The organism is Bacillus sp. RO1, assembly GCF_012524115.1.
Taxonomy (GTDB): domain Bacteria; phylum Bacillota; class Bacilli; order Bacillales; family Bacillaceae_I; genus Sutcliffiella_A.
In genome coordinates this window covers 204,479-228,272 of the sequence record NZ_JAAZWB010000081.1, presented here as the reverse complement: position 1 = coordinate 228,272, position 23,794 = coordinate 204,479, and the positions used below count along the sequence as shown (strand labels likewise).

Genomic DNA, 23,794 nt, shown 5'->3' with positions numbered 1-23,794 from the left:
ATGGGAAAAGGGCTTCGTCCAAAATTGGCCACAAGTGATGAACCAATTATTAATCAATGATAATCTTAAGGGAAGAGCTGTTAAGTACCTCGATTAAGAAAACTTACACAGTTTATTTGACACACCCGAAAATCATTCAAATACCACTACTTTAGGCGTAGTTTCACAAAAAAAACGCCGCCGCGACCTCTCAACTCATATAAATGATGCTTACTCTCCAACTGCCTCCTCATCTACCCTACCAATAAACTCCGCTTCCAACACATACCGCTCAGGTGCTCTCCCAATAAACGTAAAAGGATAGCAAGTTGTTATCGTCAATACCTCACGAGGCCGCGCGACCACTACCGAAGTATCATTTTTGTCTACCACCCTAATCCTGCCGATCTTATATGTGTACCAACCACCATCAAAACCAAACATAACCTTATCGCCAACCTCAAGCTCCCCAAGCCGACGAAATACAGTATCCCTATGCCCGGATAGGACTATGTTTCCCCCGTTCCCAGGTAAAAGCGTACCCGGAACATGTCCCACTCCCTTTACGAGCTCTGCCTCCGATACACCGTGAAACACCGGAATACTTGCTTCTAAATCAGGAAAATAGACTTCTCCGATTTCCTCTCCTGCTGCTAAACTTACAGCCTGAGTCTTTGTCATATCAGGTTCACCACCAGATACTTGCCTCTCTTTTTTTTCCAGCCGCTCAGAAAGATCCACCCTATCCTCCACTGCCGAAACTCCCTGCCAATACAAAAGGCCGCTTCCAACAAACAAAGCAGCCCCAATCACCATCACCATCCAAAGTACAACCACCAAATAACGTTCCCGCATTCCCTAATATCCCCTGCGGACCTTTCTCGCACCATTTAACATTAACATCAAACCAGCCAATCCTAACAAGCACAATCCTACCAACATCCCCAACCCATAAATAGAAGCAGTATCAGGCATTCTATTGTTATAAAGCTCATCACTCATTTTCACTCCAACCTGACCTAAATGAATGAGCTCCTTTCCTGTAGACTGCACATAGGAAGGCGATACAATTTGCTCATCCATCACTGCTGAAGCAAGAAGCGAACCCTCTCCATCAAAAATGTCTAAATGAACTTCCTTTCCTTCCAACCATCCAGGCTGCATAAGCGCTTCCTGTGACACCTTAACCCTACTACCGTCCTCTACATGAAGGTCCGCCTCCACCTGGAATACTTCCATGAACTCTGTCCAAAGGGAAAACACCTTTTCAACGGAATTTGGCTCTTCATTCAACATCCCTTGCAATCTTTCAAGCTCTTCCGCTAACACATCTTTCGGTAGACTCAAAATATGCTGGAAAATTTGCCGTGCTTCTTCAGCTTCAAATCCCATGGACACTAGAAAATCCTCCGCGCGAGCCACTTCTTCTTCGTGGGTCATATAGAAGTCAACCGCAATTTCCAAGTCCTCAATGAACGTATAATCCTGCACCTTTTCCCCAAAACGAGACAAAAGGACCTCTAACTCTTCTTTCGTCAAATCATAGGTTTCCAGCATAACAAGAAGGTTCTCCTCATTGATTGGAGTCCCAAGCTCATCACGCAGATGTTCGATGTCCTTGAAATCATCCAAGCTCACCTCATAAAACGCCAAATACTTATCAAGATCCTTCCTTGTCCAACCGATTTCCTTCAAGTAGGAATCCACCTCTTCCTCTTTTGGTGCCGCCGTCGCATCAAGTGGGGAAAAGAATAGTGTCGAGCCTATTAAAAACGCGCAAACAACCAACATAAACCGCTGCATCTGTCATGCCTCCTATTTTCGTTACACTTTTTTAGTAGCATGCACATACGCGGAAAATTTATGCAGGAAAATGGTCATTCAAACTAATGAAAAAAGCACCCAACCTCCTCGAAATAAGTCGAGAAAATCAGATGCTTTTAGATTAAGAAGCGCCCTGCAAGGCCGCTTCGATATCTTCTTCAAATGTTTGGATGACTGGCTGTAATACCTCATCCAGTTTACGGAACGTCGACGAAACACTTCCCGCTGATATACCAAACTCTTCCGCTAACGCTTTCTGTGTTTCCTGCTGTTCTTTCATAAAATGTGTGTCTAAAAAGTAAATCAATGCAGCAGCATAATTCTGCTCATTGCGGATCATTGGACTCTCTTTCATGCAATAGATGGACCAGAGCATAGAAGCAAACTCTAAAAACCTTTCCGGATATCCGCGCTTTTTAGCTCCGTCTGCAAACAATCCCAATACACGTTCCTGTGCCTTATCTTGGACAGGTAGCTGCTGAACATCCTCTTCACTTAATTCAAACTCGACCATTTTACCGGCAAGATCCGGGAATTCCGCTCGTATATAGGCTGAATCAATAGTAACCTCTGAAAATTCCTCCATAAACTTCTCTTCCAGACGAATTGCCTCTAGTACCCCACGTTCAAAGGTGGACATGAATACAACTTTCGCCTGCTTGAAAGGAACAAACATCCCAATAACCAGCTCATTTTTACTTAAGCTGTCCTCTCTGCCAATATATGTGACTTTTTCTTTCTCTTTTGTGAAAAAGTCCTCCATGGTGTAAGTCTCCCCACGCACATTTGCCACCTTATAAATAGAAGGGTATGCCTTTTGCCAGCTTTCTGCCCATTCTTTTACTTGGGGACGTGAGAACTTGCCCTCTTGAACGGATGCAAACTCTTCCACAATCGTCAAACCATTATCGCGCTTTACCGTGAACATATACCATAGATGGAGTAGCTCGTTAAATGCCTCACTCTTCATCTCATCCATTGAAAATTTATGTAGATACTTGGAGCTGACCGTTTCAAGTTCACTTGAGAACTTTTCATATGCAAAGCGCATCATATCAATTTGTAAGGCCATCACTTCTGTTTCTAGCACTTTATCCAGGCCATCTTGCTTCTTTTCACAACACTTTTTATATTTCTTTCCACTGCCACAAGGACACGGTTCGTTTCTTCCAATCATTCTATCACCTTAAACCTTTTGTTTTTTCTAAGCTGTTCTCATTTGAGATTTACAGACAACGAGTTTAATTCTAACATATTTCTCCCTTACGTGTAGCCGACCAGGGTCTGGATAACTTATCCAATCATCATCTTTCTCCAAAACAAAAACACCTCCACACGTTTACGGGAAGGTGTTATCTAGTAATCTATCATTTTATAAGCAACTGCAGCTTTTCTTTCATTTCATCTATAAGTTCCATCATGGAGATATTTTCTCTCTCTGTGCCTTGTTGATAGGCATATTGAAGCACTTTGATAATCTCTTCTTTGCTTTCAATACTTTTATAATCGTTCATCAACCGAATTTCACCGCCTAATTAATTACAAAATATACTACAATTTTACTACTTTCTACCAAAAAAACAAGTATTTTGTTAAATTTTATTATATTACTAGATTTTCGTCGGTTTTTGTTTCTTATCATTTACCCTTTCTAGCTAGAATCAAACTTCTTTCTTTGAAATTTGCTTTCAACATCCATAGTTATATATAGTTAAGGGGAAAGAAGGTGTCCAAAGTGAAATTCTTCAAAGGATTATTCATTACAGCCCTTATCCTAGGAATCCTTGGATATGCAGGCTATTATTTTATCAATAAATTCTTGGAAGATCAGGCAGTTGAATATGTGGAAAAAGACCTGGTGGAAAATAATGATGTGGCTATGGCTCGGGAGTATGTAGACAGGTCTCCTGCCTTAAGGAGCTATATTGCAGAGGGAGCAGACGCTAACCTTGAAGAGCTGCCAGTCCAAACACGTGAAGAAGCAACAAGGCTGGTCATGCAAAAACTCAGTTTTCAAGAAATGCAGCAGATACAGTCAAAGGCAGCGAACGGCATGACGGAACAGGAAGTGCTGGAGTTGATGGAAACATTCGAGGGGAAATTGTCAGAGGAAGAGCTGCTGGCATTGAAGGCGATTGTGTATAGGGAATTGTATGAATGATTTAAACAGAAATAAAAAATTCCGTGAGATATAGTATAACGATACCTCACGGATTTTCTTTTATGGATGAGAAATAATTAGTTCAACTCTACCTACGACAGTAAACTCTTCCACACCTGAAGGAATGATAAAGTGGTCACCTTTTTTCAGCGGGTGAACGCGTTCATCCACCTTAAGCTCCCCAGAACCAGCAATCACGCTTCCAATTAGGAAATGCTTATTGTGTTTTGAAGAGTAGGCTCCATCCACTTCCCATTTGTAGACAGTGAAATACTCGGCTTCCACAAATTTTGTAACGGTAGCACCCTTAAATTTAGAAATTTTATGGACCACATCAATAGGTTCATGTGGAATTGTCGAGACATCAATGGACTTCTGAAGATGCAATTCACGAGTATTTCCCTTCTTGTCCGTTCGGTCATAATCATACACACGATAAGTAGTATCGGAATTCTGTTGTGTTTCAAGAATTAAGACACCTGAACAAAGAGCATGGATGGTTCCACTCGGCACGTAAAAGAAATCACCAGGTTTTACCTTCACACGTGTTAAAAGTTCCTCCCACTCTCCACTTTTAACCCTTTCGACAAATTCCTTCTTTGTTTCGGCAGTATGACCAAATATAATTTCCGCATCCTCCTCACAATCTATCACATACCAGCACTCTGTTTTTCCATACTCTCCGTTTTCGTTCTCACTAGCATACTTGTCATTCGGATGGACTTGCACGGATAGGTTTTGGTTTGCATCAAGAATTTTTGTCAGCAGCGGAAATCTATCACTCTGATGGTTGCCGAATATCTCCTTGTCTTCCATGTATAGTTCACCTAAGAGCTTACCTGCAAAAGAACCGTTTTTAACCGTACTTTGTCCGTTCGGATGACCGGAAACCGCCCAGCATTCTCCCGTCAATTCAGACGCAATCTCATATCCAAATTGATCAGCAAGCTTGGTCCCTCCCCATATGCGTTCTTGGAAGACAGGCTCGAGGAATAGAACGTCTTTCTTGTTTACCATTATGTTCACCTCATCATATTATGAAAGTTCACCATAGATAACAGATAGCAGACGACACTCTTTCAGCTTATATTGCACCAACTTCCGGCCAACTTAATTCGATTCCCTCATTTATTAACATTTCTTGAAACTCACGTAAAATTCCTAAACACAGGAATAGATAGCTCTTTTACTAACTTTTTCAACAAATAAAAGTCAGGTTCCTGCTTTTGTCGAGAATATGTTGTATACGGAAACATTGTGTGGTAGACACATGCATTCCATATCACTTCAACTTGTATTAAGGCTTCATCTACCGCAGCGTGCAACGGTTCATTCATCGCTTTTTTATTTTATTATGTTTTCAAGGCTCCTACCCTCTCCAAACAGCGATGACAAGCATATGTTATGGAGTGGATAGTATGTCTAAAGGAGGCATTATTCAATGTCCTTATATTTTGAATGGAGAAAGAGTTGTGGCTGCAGGATGCCGTGTAATTGTGACAGGCAACCTAGGGGAATGGAACCAAGGTATTATTTTAATCAGAGCGATGAAATGTTGGGGATAGAAGCAGACAAGCCAACACAAGCCCTTGAGCTGAAGGTGAAGACCCATTCTACGAACGAAGTGGTAAAATTAGATGCGATGATCGAGGCTTTTATCCTGACGGAAAACAATCCTGCTTATAGTTTTATTGTGGAGTTCTCTTTGCTGCGTGAGAAGACCCCGTTAACAAGCGAAAGTTTTGCATTGATCAATCAATATGGCCAAAATGATTGTGAAAAAACAATTATTAACACAACAAAGATTACTTGGACCGACATCATTCCACTTCCTGGAACTTATACGTATTATATAGAGGTGAACCACATCACCCTCCCAAACCAACATATTGCAAGCGTGGAGGTTCAAGACCGTTCACTTACTGCCATTTCGTTCCCTACAGGCAAGCAAAAACCAGAAAAAAGAGAATAGTAATTTTTAAACAAACGTTGGTTTAAGCAGAAATGGGATTGCAGGATTCCCAAGGGGTATAGAGTTCGTGTTTTGGATTAACTTTTGAAAAAGTTATGTAAGGAAAATTATACTGAGGTTGTCGAATATGGAATATCTCTGTTGGTTTCTACGTATTCACTGATTTAGAATAGCTTTTTTTAAACAAACGTTGGTTTAAGCGGAAATGGGAATTTAGGATTCCCAAGGGGTATAGCCGCTTCGTTTCGGATTAACTTTTGAAAAAGCTATTTCTGTAAAACAAAAAAGACCTAGGATATAGGTCTTTTTTGTGTCTCGTTATTGTCCAGCACGTATTTGGTAATTCTTCTTAAAAACCCATTCTCGTTGAATCACATAACTTGCTAAAAAGAGCAGTCCATCGACTACAATTTTAATGCCAACCTCTCCAAAGCCTACCAGTTCATAGATGAGATACACCCCGCCTGCGGAAGCCAACATTTGAGCGATGCTGAGGGAAAAATATTTTACTATAGCATAGGAGCTGGAAGACTTGAACACTACCTTCCTGTTTACAGTAAAATTGAACAAGGCAGACAAAATCCTCGATAGAACGGTTGCTAAAATGATGTAGGATTCTACGAAAACACCGTTTAGCGTCATAACAAATAGTGCGAACAATAGAATATCCAAGCCAAATGAAAGTACGGAAGATAGGGCGAATTTTAGAAATGTGGCGTAGATTTTAATGGAATCCCTTATGGGCTGGAAGTGGGATGATTTATTGTCTTCTAAATAGATGGTTTGGATCTTCACTTCTTCTATATTAATATTATTCGGTTTGCATTCCATTAACATGTTCATCTCAAATTCATAGCGTTGGCCAGCAACATGAATTAATTTTTGGATAAAGTTAACCGGTATTCCCCTGAGACCAGTTTGGGTATCAGAGATTTGCATACCACATGCAAATCGGGCAATATTTTTCGTCAAGACATTTCCGAATTTACTTCTTAAAGGAATATCATTTGTTGAGAAATTTCGAACTCCGAGCACTAGACTCTCTGGCCGCTCGCAAAGTCTGATGGCCACTTTTTTCATATCCTCCACCGCATGCTGGCCATCTGCATCCAATGTCACAAGGCCCACAGATTCGGGACTAGTGTTTAAGAAGTGTGCAAAAGCAGTCTTTAACGCCTGCCCTTTCCCTTTGTTCTCTTGATGCTCCAGTAAGGTGCATTCTTTCCATTCTTTTATTTTTTTGAAGATAGACTCACATTCAGGTTTGCTCCCATCATTAACCACCAGAATTTGCTTGAAGCCTTCATTTACAATGTCACGGATAAGATTGATCAGTTGTTCATCTGGATTATAGGCTGGAATCAGGACGGTAACTCCGTTTGGACTTGTCATACTATACCTCCAGTTCCTTTTACTTTTAGGCTCTGTTAAAGCATACTGTTGATTTTTGCAGCAACCTAGCTGTTGATTGGAGCAATAGGCGAAGACTCCTTAGGGAGATAGCGTTTAGGGGAGACCCCGCAGGCGTTTTTCCGAGGAGGCTCCCAAAACGCCCCTAGGAAAGCGAAGGCTAGTGCGGAAATCAACAGCGGTGTTTAACAGAGCCTACTTTTAAAATATATGTAGATTGCTTTTTAGAAACTAGTATATGTTCTATATGCCTTAAGTAGTAAGTCATTTGTAATTATTTTCCCTATTTGGACGTTTCTCTAACATAAAATGTTGCACTTTTTGAATTATATTCTAGGTTGGTTTACCATTTTTACTCTTCTGGGTATAGGAATCTTATTACAGCACTCTAAGGAGGAAGTTGCATGATCGAGCAACGTAAAGAGGTTATTGGTTCTTATTTACTGGAAGAGGAGGCACTTGCTAAGATTGATTGGCTACAGTCGGAGGGCTATCAACCAGAGGAAATTTGGATTATTCGTGATAACCGTGGAATTCTAGAACAATTTGGTGACGGTGCATTCTCTCTTACTCACGATGAAGGAGAAGCTCAACTTAATGAGTATTCAAGTATCAATCCAAGCAGCTCCATCGTAACACCAAAGAGCCTTTTCACACCTGAAAATAAAAGCGTTGCAGTCACATTGATGGAGATGGGCATTGCAAAAGAGGAAGCCTACCGTTATGAGTTTGATGTAAAAGTTGGGAAGGTGCTTGTTCTTGCAGAACCGATTTCCAGTAAGAAATTGCAACAAGAAGCTTTAACAGAGAGCCGAATGGATAGATATGCGACAGAGGAGTCTGTTTTGCATTTCGACGATGATACAGAACCGTTAAAAGCAGAGGAACCTGTAGTTTCAGAGGATAAGAGAATGGCAGAATCAAGCACCTCCATTAATCGACCTATGCCTGATACGAATATAGATGGAAACATCCCACTTGATGAGCAACTCATGAGCGGGGATCCTGCTGAAATCGAGAAAGATTACGCTCGTGAAGAGGTCACTGCTCTTCAAAACCAGGCAAGTGTGACGAATGAAGTAACCACAGTGGAACGCAGGGAAAGTCCTGACTTAGATTTAGAGAAAAACTTAGATGGAATGCAGCATAAGAAAATAAATAACGGAAAACGCTATGCCGAAAATAGTTCAGAGGAAGAGGTGGACAAAGCGCTACTATATGAACATGGACAACCATTCCCGATGGAAAGGCCATATGAGGAAGATGTCTATGACCAGCGCGTTGTTTCAGATGGCCCACTGGGTGCCGAGTTGGAGGAAACAGCCGGGGATATGAGCCGCAGTCAGGACGAAAAGCCTCTTTTTAGGTCCAGGGACAAACGTGACGATTCCACAAGGCCTGTAGATTATAAGACTGCAGTTAGTCGTGATGAGCATTTAACAGAGACAGGGGATAAAGACCCTATTCTCTTTGAAGATACATTAAAGGAAATCGAGAAGGACGATCCATTGATGGATAGCTTTAAGCCTACACGCCATGAAATAGAACAACCTGGTGACATTTATACTCCAGAAGAGGAGACGTCCATCCACATAGACGAGGAAACGTACATGCAAGAGGGAGATGTACGCACCAATGAAGGAAACGAAGGCTCACTATTTGAAGAAGACAGCTCAGCAGGCCCATTCTCTGACCGCAAAAAAGAAAGAATGACCCAAAAACGCAACAACCTTTTCAACGACGACCGAGACAACGATCTTTTTAGAAGATAATAAGAATAGAAAAATAACATGCAAAAGCAGTCCAGGAATTCGGTAGAATTCCTGGACTGCTTTTTTTGAAAAAGGGGTCAAAAAAGGGGTCAAAAAAAAGGGGTCAGACCCTCAAAGGATTTTCCTCTTCGACGTCGAAACCCCTTATTCACCAATTATAAACTCACACTTTTGCCGGTCTCGCTGCTGCGGTAGATGGCGTCGATGATGAGGGAGACTTGCATGGCTTGTTGTGGTTTGACGATTAGTTCTTCTAGTCCGAGGCAGCTGTTTACAAAGTTTTCGGCTTGCGGGAGACTTGGGTCGTCTTCGCCTGGCACCCAGTCGGCTTCTGTATTCAAGAGCATGCCGTGCTTCATCTGGTTAACGTGGAATGGAAACAGGTCCACCCCTCCACTAATTCCGGATATACTTACACTCTCTTCGTCCCCTTTTACATTGGCAGACCAAGAGGTTTCAAACAGCAAGGAAGCTCCCCCTTCAAATTTTATATAAGCTGTCACGTGATCGTCCACTTCAAACGTTTCATGATCAAAGCTGCCCCATTGATTCACCTGCCCTGGGATTTTACTCAACTCATTATAGGCAGATCCCATCACTTCCACAGGCTTCGGGTTTCCAAGCAACCACAAAGATAAATCCAACAAGTGGCAACCATAATCAATCAAGCTACCTCCACCCTGTAATTCCTTGTTTGTAAACACACCCCATCCAGGCACTTTTCGGCGACGCATACCGCGAGCCCTTGCAACAATAGGTCTACCAATTTCATCAGCATCCACCAAACGTTTCGCTGCCACCGATTCTTTCATAAAACGGTAATGATATGCAATCGCAAGCTGCTTTCCTGATTTATCAGCCGCAGCAACCATTGCTTCACATTCATCCGGGCGCATCGCCATTGGTTTTTCACAGAACACATGCAGACCTGCTTCTAAAGCCGCAATCGTAATTTCAGCATGAAACTTGTTTGGTGTACAAATAGTCACTGCATCCACATGTTCAAACATATCCGCATAGTGGGCATACACATTGCTGATTCCGAACTTCTGCCCTACCATTTTTGCCGTCTCTTCATTCACATCACTGATTGCCGTAATCGCCACTTTCTCTTCCATTTTCAAAAATGTCGGGATATGGCGGTTCTGCGCAATACCCCCAACCCCAATAATTCCCATACGTAACTTACTCATACCTACACCTCATTTATCATTTATATGTATTCTTCAAAAATAGTAATGCATTAGGATACTCTGCTGTTGCTTGGAGCACAGGACGAAGACTCCCGCAGGCTTGCCAAGGAGGCTCCCGGACCCCCTGCAGGAAAGCGAAGCCCATTGCGGAAAGCAACAGCGGTGGTACCTATTTCACTAAACTACCTCTATACTCATTTGGCGTCATACCAAAAAACTTCTTATACACCTTGCTAAAATACTTCTCATTCTGATAACCAATATGATACGCAATCTCATAAATTTTCAAATGCGGATTTGAGAGCAATTCCTTCGCCTTCTCCATTCTGATCCGCGTAACATAATCCGTAATGGTTTCATGATATTCTTGCTTGAACTTTCGGGAAATATGCTCACGGCTCAAGTAAAAACGATCGGCAATTTCCTGAAGGGTGATATCCTGTTGATAGTTGGCCCGAAGGTATTCCTCAATCTTATCCATACTTGAAACGGAAGCAGCTTCAAAGGAACGTACAGGAATCGTTTCCACATCGCTCGCAGAACCCATAGTCCTTTTCGCCAAAGCATCTTCTTTCCACTTTTTCACGGCCCGTTCTAACGTTTCATTTAACAGGTCTGGGTCAATCGGCTTTAAAATATAGTCAAAACTTTTATAATAAATGGCATTTCGCATGAATGTGTAATCATCATACCCGCTAACTACAATGGTCACGCTCGGTATATCCGATTCTGCAATCCATTTCAGCAGGCTGATTCCATCCTTTTTCGGCATGGCCATGTCGGTAAAGATAATTTCGGGGCGATGCTGCTTGATGAGCATGATCGCCTCGTCCCCATCCTCTGCTTCATAGATAGTATCAATCCCGTTTTCCTTCCAATTTCCCAACAGCTGCAGTCCATCCCGCACATGCTTTTCATCATCCACGATAATTGCTTTCATTGTTTTCACCCCCAACTTCTAGCGGAAGCTTCAATGTCACCATAAAACCACCATCATGATGATTTTCTAAATGAAGCGATGCTAAGTTATTGTAGTAAAGCTGCAAGCGTGTATGAATATTTTTCAATCCTATATTAGTTTCTTCTCCGTCAGAAGCTGGTTTCCCTTCTGTCAACAAGCGGTAAATTTCTGTCAATCTGCTGTCACTCACACCGGCACCGTTATCCCAAATGGCGAGATGAAGATACTCATCTGTTATCTTCCCATGAATGTCAATCTTTCCAACCCCTTCTCGAATATCGAATCCATGCTTAAAATAGTTCTCGATAATAGGTTGGAGTATCATTTTTGGGACCTCTATGTCCAGCGCTTCCTCTTCTATTTCCATCTCATATTCAAAATGCTCCCCGAAACGCTCCTTTTGAAGCAGAAGAAATGCCTTTAAATAATTGATTTCTTTTTTTAACGGTACCATATCCTCCTCCATATTCATCCCATATCTCATGATTTTCGAGAGGTGGGTCAACAGGGTATAGATCTGGGGCACATTATTCTTCAAGGCAAGTGTTCCAATTGATTGCAAGGCATTATATAAAAAGTGCGGATTCAGCTGCGATTGAAGCACCTTTAATTGATTTGTTTTATTTTCAATCTCCAGCTTGTATTCCCTGTTAATTAAGAGATTAATTCGTTCCATCATCTGCTTAAAACGATATCCTAATATACCAATCTCATCATTTCCGAGTGATGGAAATTGCACATTCATGTTCCCCTCTTTTACTTGCTGGATATTTTGGAGCAATACCCTGATAGGAGACGTAATTTTAAAAGAAACAATAAGCGAGGCTAAAATGACCAAGCACAACCCAATGACACCAAAGAGGATATTAATTTTCGTGACAACAAAGGCATTATCGTAAAGGGTGGTGTATGGGACCCGCTTCACCAAGATCCATCCACCTACCGCGAGCTCCGTCTGGTCATACATCATGACGCCTTGAAATTGCCCGTTGTCCCACTCCATCGTTCCCTGCGTTGATTCTGATTTCATAATCTCTGGAATCCATCGTTGCTCTTCCTTTTTGGAGGCGACCATTGGATTGGAGCTATAAATCAACTCTCCTGTTGCAGAGAGGATGAATAATTCTTCCTTTTCCTTGTTGTAAAGGTTCTCACTTAACTCCAGTATTTTTTCCGTGCCCACTTCAAGGGTAATATAAGCAAGCACCTTATCAGAGGGTACATTCGTCAAGGCACGGTGAACATACAGGACATTTCGGCCCTCTTGTAGCTGCGTGGTGTCAATATTATAGTTGTAAGGACTAAGTTGAGCCCGTTTATATGCGTCTTCGTAGGCATTGGAGATGCGGTCAGAGAAAACGACGGTGGACCGTTTGGAGGCGGTGATTCCCCTATTTTCCTCTGCAAAAGAGATCTGCACCCTCGTGATGTTTTCTTCCGCATATAGAATTGTCTGCAGTACGTTTCTCACAATTCCTATCGTCAAATAGTTATCTTCTTTGTCAGGTGTCCGCATGTAGTTGATGAAATCAGGATTGTTGTAGAGTGATAGGGTGAGATTGTTGAGCTCCTCCAGATAGTTTTCGAGGTTTATTTTCCCTTGGTAGAGAAGGTTGCTGTTTTCTTGGACGACAAGGTCTTTGAATGCTTCTTTTGTTTGGTAGTATGTAATGATGATCGACGTTCCGAATGGGAGGATCGTGATAATTAAAAGGAGTGCGATCAGTTTGTTGCGTATGCTTTTTTTAAACATGGATCCACCACCTCCGAAGCGCTTACATTTATTTTCACACTTAACTCCTTGCTTCCTTTCGTTCCAGGTGTTCGCTTTCCGCGGGACGGTGCTTGAGCCTCCTCGGCTTCGCCTGCGGGGTCTCAATCTACCGTTACTCCCCCGCTGGAGTCTCACACCTTGCACTTCAGTCAACAAGGGAAAACCGTGGTAATAAAAGGTATTAATTTCTATATTAATTCAAAAACCACGTTGACGCAGTGTAAGGCGCGCAGACTTCCGCGGGAGGAAGGGACAAGGGAGACCCCGCAGGCTTGCCGAGGAGGCTCCCGGACCGCCCGCAGAAAAGCGAAGCGCCTGGAACGGAGATCAACAGTTCAGAGTAACTACTAAACTACTTTTTCATACTAAATCTTTCTTTTAATTATACCAGAAAAGCATGCCTGCTATGAGACATGCTTTTCGAAAATAGTGATTATTTTAGGTTATCCCATGTAGTTTGGAAGCGCTCAAGAACTGTGTCATAGTCGATTCTTCCAGCAGCGTATTCTTGGATTGTTGCTGCGAACTCTTTGTTTGCTCCATCCGGCCACATGAACCAAGTCCAAGGAACCGTTTTTTCCGCAGTAGAGTACTCAAGGATAGATTGACCAAGGTCACCAAGTCCAGCTGGCTCGATGTTATCGAATGCTGGGATGAAGGCGAACTCTTCTGTGATGTAGCGTTTACCAGTTTCAGAGGATACCATCCAGTTTAAGAATGTTTTTGCCTCTTCGATATTTTCAGAGTTTTTGTTGATAGCCCAGTTGTTTGGAACCCCAACAGGAAGGCTGTCTGCACTCGCATCATCATTGATTGGAATCGGAAGGAAGCCCATGTTCATGTCTGGATCTACTTCATAGATCATGTTTTCCGTCCAGTTACCTTGCTGAAGCATTGCAGTTTGGCCGCTCGCAAATTGCGTAACCTGTGTGTTGTAGTCTGTTGTTAATGGATTGTCGTTACCAAAGTTGATTTCAGCGTCAAGAACTTCTTTGAAGTCTTCAAAATGCTTGTTGCCGACAATTTTCTCAGATCCGTCATAAAGACCAGCGATGAATGCTTCTGGATCGTCTTGTTGTGCAAATGGAATGTTCAGTAAATGTTGCCCGATTACCCACCATTCTGCATAACCAGCAGAGAAAGGTGTGATGCCTGCCGCTTCTAATTTTTCAGCAGCAGCTTTCAATTCTGTAATATTAGTAGGAGGTTCTGTGATACCAGCTTCCTCAAACAAGTCTTTGTTGTAGATGAATCCGTACCCTTCAAGGTTTACAGGCATTCCGTAAAGCTTACCGTCTGCAGGATCTGTCATTGGTACTTTACCGATTGGTAGAACGTGCTCTGCCCATGGCTCTTCAGATAAGTCTGCTAAGTGCTCTTTCCAAAGCTCAAGCTCTTTGAATCCACCGTTGTTGAAGATGTCAGGCTGTTCACCAGATGCGAATTTTGCTTTTAAAGCTGCACCGTAATCTGCTCCTCCACCAACTGTTTCTAATTTTACTTTGATGTTTGGATGTTCTGCTTCAAATTCTTTAATCATTTCCGCTAACTGGTCAGCGATTTCTACTTTAAACTGGAAAAGATTCAGTGTAACTTGATCTCCATCCCCGGAGTTGTTGTCACTCTTGCCTGAAGAATTATCGCTAGAACAGCCAGCAAATATTCCAACCACTAACGACAACGATAATAAAAGAAGTACTAAGCGTTTCATTGTATTGCCCCCCTTGTTTTAAATGAAAAATTTTATAGTAACTTGACAGAGGCCACAGTAAGGTTGCGGCCCATGCTAAGTCTACTTAACAGAACCTGCGGCAATCCCCTTGATGATGTGCCTTTGTAAAAATAGGAAGAAAATGATGATCGGCGCGATCCCCAGCATTAAAGCTGCAAGCCCCATATCCCATTGCTTCGTGTACTGCGCGAAGAACGAGCTTGTTGCAAGCGGAATGGTTCTAAGCTCTGCAGTTTGCAGAACAAGTAGTGGCAATAGGTAATCGTTCCAAATCCAAAGTGTGTTCAGGATAACCACTGTGACCGTAATTGGTTTGAGGAGTGGGAATACAATTCTCCAAAATACCCCAAACTGACTGCAACCATCAATTCGCGCTGCTTCCTCAATTTCCACCGGCACTGTTTTCACAAATCCGTGGTAAAGGAAAAGAGAAAGCGGTACGCCGAAACCGAAGTACATGACGACGATTCCTGGGATGCTATTGATAAGGTTTAAAGCACCACCCAGTTTCATCAATGGAATCATGACCGTTTGGAACGGAATGACCATCGCAGAAACGATGATGATAAATAATATTTTACTAAACTTTCCGGGAGTGCGGACCATTTTCCATGCAGCCATGGAACTTATTACAACAATTCCGATGTTACTGAGAACTGTGATAATGAGTGAGTTCCAGAAAGCACGCGGGAATTGGATGATTTCCCAAACTTTTGCGTAGTTGCTAAATAGGATTTCTGTTGGCAATGCTGCCGCATCAATCAGTATTTCACTAAAGCTTTTCACTGAATTTATGATGACAAAGTAAAAGGGAATGAGGAATAGGATTGCCAGAAGGATTCCTATGATCTCAAGCACAAAGGTTCTTTTCGTATACTTTTGATCCATTATGCCTCAACCTCCCGTTTCTTTGTTGCCATTACTTGGAATGTCGTAAAGATTGCCACGACTACAAAGAAGATGATTGCTTTTGCCGTTCCAAGCCCATAACGGTTATTCTGGAACGCTTCTTGATAGATATTGATGGCCACTGACTGGGTAGAGTTGAATGGCCCACCGCCTGTTAAACTTAGGTTCAGGTCGAATATTTTGAATGCCATCGCGATTGTCAGGAAGAAACAGATCGTGAAGGCCGGTAAAATTAATGGAATGATAATTTTGGTGATAAGGGTGAAGTTGTTAGCTCCATCAATTCTAGCCGCTTCCAGCAAAGAATTGTCCACCCCTTGAAGAGCTGCGATGTAGATAATCATCATGTAACCGCTGATTTGCCACGCGAATACGATGACGATTCCCCAAAATGCTGTTGTTTCATCTCCAAGCCAAGGAAGCTTGAAAAAGGAAAGTCCCGTAAGTTCTCCAACAGATGCAAATCCTCTCACGAAAATGAACTGCCAGATGAATCCGAGCAATAGTCCTCCAATGACGTTCGGGATGAAAAAGACGGTTCTTAGGATATTTTTCGTTTTCAATGCTGCATTTAATAACAGCGCGAGGCCAAAACCAATTAAATTACTGATGATAACCGCTGCGAACATGAACTTCGTCGTGAACATAAAAGAGTTAAAAAACACTTCGTCGTTGGTGAAGATCCTCTTATAGTTTTCAAGTCCCACCCACTCAATCGCCGAACTGACACCATTCCAGGAAGTAAAAGAATAATAGATTCCCATCAGAAACGGGATGATCTGGATGACAAAGAAAAAAATAAGTGCAGGTCCGACAAAAGCCGTGTACGTTAATATGCTCTTAAGCTTGGCTTTCCTTTTCGGATCGCCCTTCACATCATGCAACTTCATCCTGCCTGAACTATTCGGCACAACAGGATCCACTTTCGGTTCAATTTTAGTCTCCATCGTTACTCACCGCCTATTTGTAAACGCTTTCCTACATTATAAAACGCTTCCATTCCATTTCAGGGTCACTCAATTGACAACATAGGGGTACTGGATTGATAGATGGAGGAGAGATGGAAAGAAAGCCCTTCTCCGCTTGCATTGGGAGAGGGCTTTCTTGTAATTTTCATCTGATTTCTTCTAGGAATTTTTCTGGTGTTGTTTGGATAACGTTACTTTTTTCCAATAAGTTGCTGCTTCTTAGCTGAATGGCTGTATGATTTAGCAGTTTGGTAATGTCCATTCTTTCTTCATCATTAAGCAGAAACGATAATCCGTATTGGTAGTTGCATTTGGATTCTTCTTTCCACACAATTTTTCCTGAAACGTTCTTCACTTCCCCTAGTAACATAAATTCAATCGCTAGAATTAAATCATCCCTTACGGGGAACTGCATGTGGGAGAGCAGACGAAGGCCACCAGGTCCAATGTTTCCGATGACGACAGCTGTTTGACCTAATTGCACGTCTTTTCCTTGAATTTGTTTAACTGTCAACTCCCCTTTGATAGGTTTTGGCAATTCAATTCTGAAGTAGTTTCTGCGGTCTACGAAAGGTTTCCGGCCCTCTATTCGAAGTGGCTTCAAGGTCCCCACTTCCAACATATCCGTAAACATCGATGCCGGGACTGGCTTGCTAAAGATATACCCTTGAATGATGTCGCAGTTTTTCTCCTGCATAAATTTCAATTGGCCTTCTGTTTCTACCCCCTCCACCACAACCTCCATATTTAGCTCTTTTGCAATAATGATTAATGACTCTAGGATTACGGCATTTTTTCTATTTGTCTCTACGTCTTTCACAAACGACCTGTCCACTTTTAACACATCAATATCAAGCTCTGTCAATCTGGTCATCGAGGAGTAACCGGTACCAAAATCATCAAGGGCAACTTTCACCCCGAGCTTCCGTAGTTCCTGTACCATCTTTAGTACTACCTCAGTATTATGAAGAAAGCTTGTCTCGGTAATTTCCAGCTCCAGATACGAAGGGCTGACCTGATAGGTTTCTATCGCTTGCTTGACCATATTATAGTAATTTTTCCGCAAGAAACGTTGTGGAGCTACGTTAATGGAGATCGGAACTACCGGTACCCTTTCGCGTTTCCAACAACTAATTTGCTTTAACACCTTATGCATCACATAATCGCCTATTTCATTAATGATTCCGGACTCTTCAGCAAGTGGGATAAATTCTCCCGGCGACAACATCCCCCAAATAGGGTGATCCCAGCGGATGAGCGCCTCCGCTCCAACAATTTCATAGGACGTTGCATTCACTTTTGGTTGAAAATATATTTCGAACTGCTCTTCCTTAATCGCCTTATGCATGTCGCGCTCAAGGGTAAACTGCTGATAGGTTTTTACACTAATACTAGGTGTGTAGATTTCGAAGTAATTTTTCCCAAGTTCTTTGGCACGATAAAGGGCGATATCGGCATTTTTCAAAAGTACCTCTTCCGTTTTCCCATCTATTGGAAAAACACTAACTCCTACACAGGCTGTAAGATATAGTTCATATTCCCCTATATTGTATGGTGCTTTAATATTTCTCATAAGTCCCGATGCAATATCCTTCAACTTTGCAAGTAGGTTCTCTTCATGATATAAAAGAATAAATTCATCGCCTCCAACTCGTGAAACGAAATGGCCTTGGCTTTTATATCGAAGTAACCTTTCAGCTACAGCCCGTAAAAGTTCATCTCCGATTGGGTGACCGAGTGTGTCATTGATGTATTTAAACCTGTCTAAGTCAATATAAAATACAGCAAATTCTCTTCGGGTTTCCTCATAGTTTTCAACCAACTCTTGCATGGTTTCTTTCAACTTACGTCTGTTTGGCAATTCTGTTAAATAATCATGGTTCGCTAGATGGTTGACTTTATCCAACAAGAGTTTATGTTCAGTAACATCTGAGATAATACCATGGATTTTTGTAACCTCTCCATTATCATTCTTGACCGGTATAACATGGTCCCTTATCCATCTATACTTCCCGCTAGGTAAAACAATACGATATTCTTGTTCTACTTCTTGTCCTTTTTTTATTAAAATATGGTTATGATGGAACCAATCTAAATCATCTTCTAATATAAGGTCTGTTAATACAAAGTCTTCACTATAAAGTTCGTCCAAAGTGTATCCAGTAATTTTTTCTACACCTTTTGAAAAGTATATATACGCTTCTTCTTCAAAGCTATAGGACCATATCCCAAGTTCCAAGCTATCGTAAATTGCTTTAGATTCTTGTTCCTTTGTTTCTAATTGTCTTTGCAATTCCCTTGTTTCAGTGACGTCCATTACTGTTCCGATGAAACGCGTTGGCACTCCTTTTTCGTTCACAACGATATCAGAGTGAACATGAACATAAATTATAGATTCATCGTGTTTTACTACACGATATTCAACGGCCGTACTTGAAAGTGTTTCTAGAGCTTTATCGAAAACTTTTTTAAATTTTTCGATATCTTCGGGATGAATCATATTTAACAATGATTCCAACGTAAAACAGCACTGGTGTGTTTCTAGTACTCCATAGATTGCAAGAGCTTGCTTCGACCAAGATATTTCCCCTGTTGCTAATTCGTATTGCCAACTGCCTATTTTGGCTGAATCTTGAACAAGCTTCATCGATGTTTTCATATTTTTCAATTCCGATTCGGCACGTTTTTCTTTTTCAATATTTTTAACTACTACATAAATGCCAACTACTTTTTCAACCTCAAAAACCGGAACACTTGTAATGCTCACATCAACAATACTCTTATTTTTATGTATTACTTTTGTATCGTAATGAAGGGGCAAGCCTTGCAAAGCCTCAGCAAATTTAGCCCTTACATCATTTTGGTAATCTATAGGTATAAATTTTGAAAAATCCCCAGCAATTTCTTTTGGTTTATAGCCAAATTGTTTGGTAGACTGCTTATTTCTCATCTCTATTTCACCAGCTGCATTTAATAAAAGGACAGTATGTGGATGGTTATCAAAAATTGCTGTAAAAAGCTCTTGATACTGTAATCTCTCTTGAACAGTGCTCTCGGTCTTTCTACCCCGTATGTTAAAAGTTTTCATTCTCTACCCCTAGTAAAATGTTTCTTTTATATTACAATTAATATAAACATATTAATATTTTTCTAATACTTTTACAATTGGTATAATATACTTATTTGCGAATCTTTTAATTAGTTAGAATAAATATACCAAACTGATAGATAAATCTTTTGAGAAAAGTAGGAGTATCATGAATATGAAACAACAATTTTCATTGTTTTTTAATCAGATGGCCGACATGGTTTTCTTGGTTGAGTGGAAAGATAACGAATTATGGTACACAAGTGTAAACCCTTCTGCGCAACAGAAGCTTGGGATAGATATGGTGGGCAGAAGATTGGTAGATGTTCTTCCTCCTTCCGTTTTTACCTTACTGGACGAAAATTACACAAAGTGCATACAGTCAAAGCAGCCTGTAACCTACTCAGATTTGAATTTATTTGAAAGTCATCTTCCCGCTTCTGAAACAAGCCTCACTTATATAGAGGAAGATGGGAAAAAATTTGTGCTGGCAATCACCAAAGATATAAGTGCCATGAAAAAGAAAGCGGAGGATTATATTTTTCTCGAATCGTTGGTAGCAAACACCGTGGATGCCATGCTTGTCATCGACATGGACGGTGCCGTTCTGAAAATTAATGGAGCATTTGTCCAACAATTTGGCTGGAGTCCTTCAGAACTGATCGGACAATCTTGGGAATCATTCTCCATTACACCAAAAGAATTGAAAACGCAAACATTGGAAACGTTGGCTCTTATAATGAAAGGGCAATCGGTTCCTTCCCAAGAAACTGTCCGGCTAACAAAAGAAGGAAGGTCCATTCATACTTCTGTCAGCTATTCTCCCATCCTGAATGAGGAAAACAAAGTCGTTGCCATTTCCATGATCTATCGCAACATCCAGCATCTAAAAGAACTAGAGGAAAAATTGGAAGAAAGCCATGACGCCTATAAATCATTATTTTCCTATCATAAAAATGCCGTATGTATGGTAAATGAAGATGGGATTATTGAAAATATCAATGATGCCTGTATGACCATTACAGGTTATCCTAGCGAAGTCATCATTGGGTTTAATATTGTGAAGTACGCCAAAAAGGTTGTTCCGGATTTAGACCTGAACAAGACTAAGCGTGGCGAGGTTACAAACTATGAGTTGTTATTCCCTGATTCAAAGGGTCGTGACCTATTTTTGTCCGTCACCAATGTTCCTATCATTGTAAAAGGCGTTGTAAAGGGTACATATATCATTGCCCAAGATATTACGGAAAAACGGTTCATCGAAAAAGAAAGGGAAAAACTGCAGGAACAGCTTACTTTTCAAGCCTATCATGATAGCCTGACAGAGCTTCCCAACAGAAGGTTACTAGAAGAAAAGATAGAAGAATCGTTGATAAATGCGGAAAGAAGCCAAAGCATGCTCGCGTTGTTCTTCTTAGATTGTGATCATTTAAAGGAAGTGAACGACACTTTTGGTCACGAAATAGGGGATGAACTGCTCATTGCGTTCTCGAAAAGATTGATGATGTCTATAAGAGAAGGCGACATCGTCGCACGATTAGGTGGAGATGAATTTGTCATCTTACTTCACGGCATCGAGGACATGACACAGGTAAACAAAGTGGCTGACCGGATTCTGACAACATTAGGGAACCCCTATGCCATTCACGGTCACCATATACATGCCACATCCTCCATTGGCATCTCCACTTACCCAACCAATGGAACAACCGTCAAACAACTCTTCCGCAAAGCCGACCAAGCCCTCTACGCCGTCAAAAACGCCGGCCGCAACAACTACCGGATAAGCGTGGTTTAGTACGGTGGAGAGATGAAGGAGTAAAGAGGGGTCTGACCCGCACTCTATTAAAGCACTAACGCAATAAAGATTTGCCCGTTCCCCTCTATTTTCTTGTGCCCCCGAGTGAAGCCTTCTCGGGGGTACTTGTTTTTGTTGTATGTTATACTTTTTGAATATACTGATAATGAGGAGTGGTAGTTATGGCTAGTCAGACGAGGAAGATTGTACAAGAGTCTTTGGATGCGTTACTGGAGGATTCTGCTTTTTTGCCAGAGCTTGATGGAGATTCCAGGAAGCAGGCTTTTACCTCCCTGGGTGCGATCCTTTCTACACCAAACCATCTACATAAATCATTTCTGCGAATTGCGCTCGAAAATGGAAGCGTTGTTAGAATTCCCGCGTTCCGCGTACAGCACAACAATGCTCTAGGTCCTTATAAAGGCGGGATACGCTTCCATGAAACCGTCAACGAGGAAGAGGTCATTAATCTTGCCTCTTTGATGACATTGAAAAACGCCTTACACGACGTGCCTTATGGTGGTGGTAAGGGCGGCATCGTACTGGATCCCCGTTCCTTTTCTGTGAAGGAACTCCATCTAATCTGCAAAAAATATGTTCAATATTTTAGCGATATCTTAGGACCAGACAAGGATATTCCGGCCCCGGACATGGGTTCCGGTGAACGAGAAATGGACTGGATGATGGCAGAGTACAAAAGCATTCGCCCAGGCCAGCCATATAAAGGTAGTTTTACTGGTAAAAGTGTGATAAATGGTGGATCCCTTGGCCGCCGAGAGGCAACAGGGAAAGGCGTTTACTTTTCCTTCCGTTACTTGTTACATGATTTCCTAAAAGAACAGCGTAAATTCCTGACCAACAACGAAAACGTTTTTGCGAAGACGGCTTTGGAGTATGACGGAAGCCCGCTGAAAATAGCGGTTCAGGGATTTGGAAATGTTGGATCTGTTGCAGCATTGGAAGCTTATCAATGTCAGCATCTGCAAAATAAAGTGGTAGCAGTAAGCGACCGGAATGTCACTTTATATAATTCGGACGGTCTTGATATCCCATCATTGGTAAAGTTCGTCGCACTCAACGGCGGAGATCTGCCAACTACTGAGAATCAATTGGAGGATGCTCAAATCAAAGCCACCATTCGCGACCGCGGGGACATCTTATATTTTGATGTGGACGCGTTGATTTTAGCTGCACTTGAAGATCAAATACATGATGCAAATAAAGAAAAGATTAAAGCCCGGATTATTGTCGAAGGCGCCAATGCTCCCGTAACAAGCGAAGCGGACGAATACTTAAGTGACAAAGGGGTCATTATCATACCGGATATCCTAGCAAATGCAGGTGGGGTCATCGTGTCCTATTTTGAGTGGATGCAAGGGCGCGAAACCCAATTCTATACCGAAGAACAGGTCTACAAACTCCTGCTCGAAAAAATGAAAAACACCATGGACACCATACTGCCGGCCTTCTTTGGCGACCCTCACCCACTAAGACAAAACTGCTACATCCACTCCGTCATGAAACTCTCCACCGTCCTATACAGGCAGGGGAAGCTTTATTGAGGTGTAGTGATAAAGACGTAAAGAGGGGTCTGACCCTCAGTCAATTAAAGCACTAAAGAACTCCCAAAAAAATAAGGCCTAAAAGAGTTAGGGTTTTCCCTTCCTCTTTTAGGCTTTTGGTTTTAGGTATTATTAGTTTTATCTTTTTTGTTTTTGACCTTGTGGTTTCTGTCGGCCCTGTGGCTTATCACCAAATACAGGGTAATTCCCACCAAAGCACCGATGCTATCCAACAGCACATCACTCATCTGTCCGCTTCTGCCGGGAACAAATAACTGATGGACTTCGTCAGAAATGGCATAAAGGACCGTTATGACAAATGCCACTCCCATACTCAACCAGCCCCGTCCCCCACTTCTTCTGACTGCATTCAATGTGAGAACCGCAAGCAGCATATAAGCAAAAAAGTGCGCGTTCTTTCTAACGAAGAAACTAATCTCATCTATGTGAAATTCTGCTTCAGGTGCGACCTGTTCCACTACCTCATTTACTAACTCTGTAATTCCTCCGCTCAAGTCAGCTGACTGCTCTGCGTGCTGAGCAGATAAAAAGAAAATCAATGCCATCCAACTGACAACAAGTGTCCAAGATATTACGGCAATCATATTTTTTGGCAACTGCAACTGCATCCTACTTCTCCCTCAAAGCTGTTAAAATTTACTAGACATTAGATAGTATAGCACAATGCATA

At 41.7% G+C, this 23,794-nt stretch carries 19 protein-coding genes; 5 read left to right on the top strand and 14 right to left on the bottom strand.

The window, feature by feature from the left end:
• Positions 1-210 precede the first annotated feature (210 nt).
• From HC179_RS14460 to HC179_RS14445, 4 genes are all read right to left on the bottom strand, one after another.
• Positions 211-834, bottom strand: a complete 624-nt coding sequence (locus HC179_RS14460; protein ID WP_168864936.1) for a class D sortase — start codon at positions 832-834, stop codon at positions 211-213.
• 3 nt (positions 835-837) lie between these two features.
• Positions 838-1,782 carry a processed acidic surface protein gene (locus tag HC179_RS14455; RefSeq protein WP_168864935.1) on the bottom strand — a complete coding sequence of 315 codons (945 nt, stop codon included), beginning with the start codon at positions 1,780-1,782 and terminating at the stop codon, positions 838-840.
• 142 nt (positions 1,783-1,924) lie between these two features.
• Positions 1,925-2,980, bottom strand: coding sequence for a YecA family protein (locus HC179_RS14450; protein WP_168864934.1), 1,056 nt, complete (start codon positions 2,978-2,980; stop codon positions 1,925-1,927).
• A 190-nt stretch (positions 2,981-3,170) separates the two neighbouring features.
• Entirely contained in the window at positions 3,171-3,317 is a 147-nt protein-coding gene (locus tag HC179_RS14445) for a YwzD family small protein (RefSeq protein ID WP_168864933.1), read from the bottom strand.
• Positions 3,318-3,529: 212 nt separating this feature from the next.
• Between HC179_RS14445 and HC179_RS14440 the strand changes: the two genes are divergently transcribed.
• Entirely contained in the window at positions 3,530-3,964 is a 435-nt protein-coding gene (locus tag HC179_RS14440; RefSeq protein ID WP_168864932.1) for a hypothetical protein, read from the top strand.
• A 60-nt stretch (positions 3,965-4,024) separates the two neighbouring features.
• On the opposite strand, the gene manA is transcribed toward HC179_RS14440, so the two are convergent.
• A complete protein-coding gene (manA, locus tag HC179_RS14435) occupies positions 4,025-4,981 on the bottom strand; it encodes a mannose-6-phosphate isomerase, class I (protein WP_168864931.1) in 957 nt (318 codons plus the stop codon).
• 424 nt (positions 4,982-5,405) lie between these two features.
• Between manA and HC179_RS14430 the strand changes: the two genes are divergently transcribed.
• Positions 5,406-5,936 (top strand): hypothetical protein, encoded by a 531-nt coding sequence (locus tag HC179_RS14430; RefSeq protein ID WP_168864930.1) that lies wholly within the window; start codon positions 5,406-5,408, stop codon positions 5,934-5,936.
• 318 nt (positions 5,937-6,254) lie between these two features.
• Here HC179_RS14430 and HC179_RS14425 read toward each other — a convergent pair whose 3' ends face one another.
• Positions 6,255-7,328, bottom strand: coding sequence for a bifunctional glycosyltransferase family 2/GtrA family protein (locus tag HC179_RS14425; protein ID WP_168864929.1), 1,074 nt, complete (start codon positions 7,326-7,328; stop codon positions 6,255-6,257).
• A 422-nt stretch (positions 7,329-7,750) separates the two neighbouring features.
• On the opposite strand from HC179_RS14425, the gene HC179_RS14420 reads away from it, so the two are divergent.
• The gene (locus HC179_RS14420) at positions 7,751-9,118 is read left to right on the top strand and encodes a general stress protein (RefSeq protein WP_168864928.1); all 1,368 of its coding nucleotides are present in this window, start codon (positions 7,751-7,753) and stop codon (positions 9,116-9,118) included.
• Positions 9,119-9,273: 155 nt separating this feature from the next.
• Here HC179_RS14420 and HC179_RS14415 read toward each other — a convergent pair whose 3' ends face one another.
• From HC179_RS14415 to HC179_RS14385, 7 genes are all read right to left on the bottom strand, one after another.
• On the bottom strand, positions 9,274-10,311 hold the full coding sequence (locus tag HC179_RS14415) for a Gfo/Idh/MocA family protein (protein ID WP_168864927.1): 1,038 nt from the start codon (positions 10,309-10,311) through the stop codon (positions 9,274-9,276).
• Positions 10,312-10,480: 169 nt separating this feature from the next.
• Positions 10,481-11,251 (bottom strand): response regulator transcription factor, encoded by a 771-nt coding sequence (locus HC179_RS14410; RefSeq protein WP_168864926.1) that lies wholly within the window; start codon positions 11,249-11,251, stop codon positions 10,481-10,483.
• Positions 11,229-13,025: a sensor histidine kinase gene (locus HC179_RS14405; RefSeq protein ID WP_168864925.1), complete on the bottom strand. Its 1,797-nt coding sequence runs from the start codon at positions 13,023-13,025 to the stop codon at positions 11,229-11,231. The genes HC179_RS14410 and HC179_RS14405 overlap by 23 nt, the downstream gene beginning before the upstream one ends.
• A 454-nt stretch (positions 13,026-13,479) precedes the next feature.
• Positions 13,480-14,757: an ABC transporter substrate-binding protein gene (locus tag HC179_RS14400; protein WP_168864924.1), complete on the bottom strand. Its 1,278-nt coding sequence runs from the start codon at positions 14,755-14,757 to the stop codon at positions 13,480-13,482.
• Between the two features lie 81 nt (positions 14,758-14,838).
• Positions 14,839-15,666: a carbohydrate ABC transporter permease gene (locus tag HC179_RS14395; protein ID WP_168864923.1), complete on the bottom strand. Its 828-nt coding sequence runs from the start codon at positions 15,664-15,666 to the stop codon at positions 14,839-14,841.
• Complete coding sequence (locus tag HC179_RS14390) at positions 15,666-16,577, bottom strand: carbohydrate ABC transporter permease (protein WP_148987511.1); 912 nt, start codon at positions 16,575-16,577, stop codon at positions 15,666-15,668. The genes HC179_RS14395 and HC179_RS14390 overlap by 1 nt, the downstream gene beginning before the upstream one ends.
• Before the next feature lie 223 nt (positions 16,578-16,800).
• Positions 16,801-19,743: an EAL domain-containing protein gene (locus tag HC179_RS14385; RefSeq protein WP_168864922.1), complete on the bottom strand. Its 2,943-nt coding sequence runs from the start codon at positions 19,741-19,743 to the stop codon at positions 16,801-16,803.
• Between the two features lie 175 nt (positions 19,744-19,918).
• Here HC179_RS14385 and HC179_RS14380 point away from each other — a divergent pair, with 175 nt between their 5' ends.
• A complete protein-coding gene (locus HC179_RS14380) occupies positions 19,919-21,541 on the top strand; it encodes a diguanylate cyclase domain-containing protein (RefSeq protein WP_168864921.1) in 1,623 nt (540 codons plus the stop codon).
• 182 nt (positions 21,542-21,723) lie between these two features.
• A complete protein-coding gene (locus HC179_RS14375; protein ID WP_168864920.1) occupies positions 21,724-23,103 on the top strand; it encodes a Glu/Leu/Phe/Val family dehydrogenase in 1,380 nt (459 codons plus the stop codon).
• A 122-nt stretch (positions 23,104-23,225) separates the two neighbouring features.
• Here the strand turns inward: HC179_RS14375 and HC179_RS14370 are convergent, their stop codons facing one another.
• A complete protein-coding gene (locus HC179_RS14370; protein ID WP_168864919.1) occupies positions 23,226-23,732 on the bottom strand; it encodes a VanZ family protein in 507 nt (168 codons plus the stop codon).
• Positions 23,733-23,794 lie beyond the last annotated feature (62 nt).

What these genes read in the sequence shown, in the direction of transcription:
- HC179_RS14460 (WP_168864936.1), bottom strand. Translation starts at nt 834, where the DNA reads ATGCGGGAACGTTATTTGGTGGTTGTACTTTGGATGGTGATGGTGATT.
- HC179_RS14455 (WP_168864935.1), bottom strand. Translation starts at nt 1,782, where the DNA reads ATGCAGCGGTTTATGTTGGTTGTTTGCGCGTTTTTAATAGGCTCGACA.
- HC179_RS14450 (WP_168864934.1), bottom strand. Translation starts at nt 2,980, where the DNA reads ATGATTGGAAGAAACGAACCGTGTCCTTGTGGCAGTGGAAAGAAATAT.
- HC179_RS14445 (WP_168864933.1), bottom strand. Translation starts at nt 3,317, where the DNA reads ATGAACGATTATAAAAGTATTGAAAGCAAAGAAGAGATTATCAAAGTG.
- manA (WP_168864931.1), bottom strand. Translation starts at nt 4,981, where the DNA reads ATGGTAAACAAGAAAGACGTTCTATTCCTCGAGCCTGTCTTCCAAGAA.
- HC179_RS14430 (WP_168864930.1), top strand. Translation starts at nt 5,406, where the DNA reads ATGTCCTTATATTTTGAATGGAGAAAGAGTTGTGGCTGCAGGATGCCG.
- HC179_RS14425 (WP_168864929.1), bottom strand. Translation starts at nt 7,328, where the DNA reads ATGACAAGTCCAAACGGAGTTACCGTCCTGATTCCAGCCTATAATCCA.
- HC179_RS14420 (WP_168864928.1), top strand. Translation starts at nt 7,751, where the DNA reads ATGATCGAGCAACGTAAAGAGGTTATTGGTTCTTATTTACTGGAAGAG.
- HC179_RS14415 (WP_168864927.1), bottom strand. Translation starts at nt 10,311, where the DNA reads ATGAGTAAGTTACGTATGGGAATTATTGGGGTTGGGGGTATTGCGCAG.
- HC179_RS14410 (WP_168864926.1), bottom strand. Translation starts at nt 11,251, where the DNA reads ATGAAAGCAATTATCGTGGATGATGAAAAGCATGTGCGGGATGGACTG.
- HC179_RS14405 (WP_168864925.1), bottom strand. Translation starts at nt 13,025, where the DNA reads ATGTTTAAAAAAAGCATACGCAACAAACTGATCGCACTCCTTTTAATT.
- HC179_RS14400 (WP_168864924.1), bottom strand. Translation starts at nt 14,757, where the DNA reads ATGAAACGCTTAGTACTTCTTTTATTATCGTTGTCGTTAGTGGTTGGA.
- HC179_RS14395 (WP_168864923.1), bottom strand. Translation starts at nt 15,666, where the DNA reads ATGGATCAAAAGTATACGAAAAGAACCTTTGTGCTTGAGATCATAGGA.
- HC179_RS14390 (WP_148987511.1), bottom strand. Translation starts at nt 16,577, where the DNA reads ATGAAGTTGCATGATGTGAAGGGCGATCCGAAAAGGAAAGCCAAGCTT.
- HC179_RS14385 (WP_168864922.1), bottom strand. Translation starts at nt 19,743, where the DNA reads ATGAAAACTTTTAACATACGGGGTAGAAAGACCGAGAGCACTGTTCAA.
- HC179_RS14380 (WP_168864921.1), top strand. Translation starts at nt 19,919, where the DNA reads ATGAAACAACAATTTTCATTGTTTTTTAATCAGATGGCCGACATGGTT.
- HC179_RS14375 (WP_168864920.1), top strand. Translation starts at nt 21,724, where the DNA reads ATGGCTAGTCAGACGAGGAAGATTGTACAAGAGTCTTTGGATGCGTTA.
- HC179_RS14370 (WP_168864919.1), bottom strand. Translation starts at nt 23,732, where the DNA reads ATGCAGTTGCAGTTGCCAAAAAATATGATTGCCGTAATATCTTGGACA.